This window comes from Buchnera aphidicola (Mindarus keteleerifoliae), assembly GCF_039392895.1.
Classification (GTDB): domain Bacteria; phylum Pseudomonadota; class Gammaproteobacteria; order Enterobacterales; family Enterobacteriaceae; genus Buchnera_A; species Buchnera_A aphidicola_A.
Window position 1 is genome coordinate 1 of the sequence record NZ_CP135029.1, and the last position, 2,728, is coordinate 2,728.

Here is a 2,728-nt window from a genome sequence, read left to right on the forward strand (position 1 = left end):
ATTTAGTATTAATATTTAACATTAATATTTAATATTATTTTTTTCTTAATAGATAACAATATCATTTGACTTTTTTTCTTTTTTCTGTAAAGTAATTGGATTGTAAAAAATATTTTTTTTTAATTTTTTTTTCAAAGAAATTAAAAAAATATTTAAAAAAATAAAAAATGAATAATAAAATTTATACTAAACAAAAAAAAACAATTTACAGATCTGATCCAACCATTATTTTTCATAATATTTGTAAAAAAAAACATTCTACTTTACTTTTAGAATCAGCAGAAATAAAAAATAAGCATGCTTTGGAAAGCATGATTATTTCAGATACTGCACTGAAAATTTTTTCCAAAAAAAATACTGTTACTTTTGTTCCATATTCAAAAAATGGAAAAGAAATTATTAAATTATTACTTAATTCATTATCCAATAATATTAAGATAATTTCTTATAAAAAAAATTTAATTTTAAAAATTTTAAATGAAACTAAAAATTTTGATGAAGATAAAAAATTAAGATCAAATTCTATTTTTGAATGTTTTCGGTTAATGTTCAAAAATTTTAAAAAATCTGAAAAATATCCTAAATCAATGTTTTTTGGAGGTTTATTTTCTTATGACTTAGTTTCTAACTTTGAAAAACTACCTTCATTAAAAGATGACAATGAATGTCCAGATTTTTGTTTTTATTTAGCAGAAGTCTTAATCATTTTAGACCATAAAAAAAAAACTTGCTTAATACAAACAACTTTATTTAAAAAAAATCATTCAGAAGAAGAAAGATTAGCTAATCGAGTTCTAGAAATTGAAAAAAAATTACTAAAATTAGAAAATGAAGTACCTTTCAAAAAAATAAAAAATTTCAAATTAACTAAAAATATAAGCGATTCAGAATTTTGCAAAATTGTAAAAAAAATGAAAATTGAAATTCAAAATGGAGAAATTTTTCAAATAGTTCCATCAAGAAAATTTTATTTACCTTGTGAAAATTCTTTACTTTCATATAAATTACTTAAAAAAGAAAATCCAAGTCCTTACATGTTTTTTATGCAAGATAAGGAATTTATTTTGTTTGGTGCTTCTCCAGAAAGTTCTTTAAAGTTTAATCCTATTAATAGAGAAATAGAAATTTATCCAATAGCAGGTACTAGGCCTAGAGGAAAAAAAGAAGATGGTTCTATAGATTTGGATTTGGATAGCAGAATTGAATTAGAAATGAGGACTGATCAAAAAGAATTAAGTGAACATTTAATGCTAGTTGATTTGGCAAGAAATGATTTAGCTAAAATATGTGAACCTGGAACAAGATACGTTTCTGAGTTAATGAAAGTAGACAAATATTCATGTGTAATGCATTTAGTCTCAAAAGTAGTAGGAAAATTAAAAACTGATTTGGATATATTCCATGCATATCAAGCCTGTATGAATATGGGAACTTTAACAGGAGCTCCAAAAATAAAAGCAATGGAACTAATATCAAAAATAGAAAAAAAAAGCCGGGGAAGTTATGGAGGATCTATAGGGTATTTTACTATTTCACAAATATTTGATACATGTATTATAATCAGATCAGCTTATGTAAAAGATAAAGTTGCAACTATACAGTCTGGAGCAGGAGTAGTATTTGACTCTATTCCGAAAGAAGAAGCCAATGAAAGCAAAAATAAAGCATTAGCTGTACTCATGGCTATAAGCAAAGCTCATAACTTTAAAGGAGACATTTTTTAGAATGCAAAATAATATAATCTTATTAGATAATATGGATTCTTTTACATATAATTTAGTAGATCAATTAAGAACACTAGGTCATCATGTTTTAATTTATAGAAATCATATTAATGTAAATGTAATTTTAAAAAAATTAAAAAATGTAAAAAACCCAATTTTAGTTCTTTCTCCTGGTCCAGGAAATCCCGAAGATGCAGGTTGCATGATAAAATTAATAGAAAAAGTAAAAAGTAAAATTCCTGTCATTGGAATTTGTTTAGGACATCAAGCAATTATAAAATCATATGGTGGAGAAATAACATCAGCTAACGAAATTTTACACGGAAAAGCATCGTTAATTAAACATGATGAAAAAGAGATGTTTTTTAATATCTCAAATCCATTTACAGTAGCTAGATATCATTCACTTATTGGTACAAAAATTCCAAATACATTAGTTATAAATTCATTTTTTAAGAATATAGTAATGTCAGTAAGAAATAATACTGATAGAATTTGCGGATTTCAATTTCATCCCGAATCTATAATAACAACCAAAGGAACATTTTTTTTAGAAAGGGTGATAGAATGGTGTAATTTATAAAGCCTAAAAACTGGCATCTTTTTTATTTTGGTCTAACCTGTGGACATATCTGATATTTCTGTAGATAAGTCTGGGGATAACTATCGAATAACTCTTCGTACATCCATCAAATAAACGCCGGAGAAAGCCTAAAAACTGGCATCTTTTTTATTTTGGTCTAACCTGTGGACATATCTGATATTTCTGTAGATAAGTCTGGGGATAACTATCGAATAACTCTTCGTACATCCATCAAATAAACGCCGGAGAAAGCCTAAAAACTGGCATCTTTTTTATTTTGGTCTAACCTGTGGACATATCTGATATTTCTGTAGATAAGTCTGGGGATAACTATCGAATAACTCTTCGTACATCCATCAAATAAACTTTAAAGATTGTTATTATTGTGTTTTTTTAATTAATATTAATTAATACTAATATT

At 25.3% G+C, this 2,728-nt stretch carries 2 protein-coding genes; both read left to right on the plus strand.

The annotated features are described in order from the left end of the window. The first annotated feature begins 167 nt into the window (after positions 1-167). Positions 168-1,724 (plus strand): anthranilate synthase component 1, encoded by a 1,557-nt coding sequence (locus RJT62_RS02595; RefSeq protein ID WP_343153983.1) that lies wholly within the window; start codon positions 168-170, stop codon positions 1,722-1,724. 1 nt (position 1,725) lies between these two features. Continuing rightward, the gene (locus tag RJT62_RS02600) at positions 1,726-2,307 is read left to right on the plus strand and encodes a glutamine amidotransferase-related protein (protein ID WP_343153982.1); all 582 of its coding nucleotides are present in this window, start codon (positions 1,726-1,728) and stop codon (positions 2,305-2,307) included. Positions 2,308-2,728: the final 421 nt, after the last annotated feature.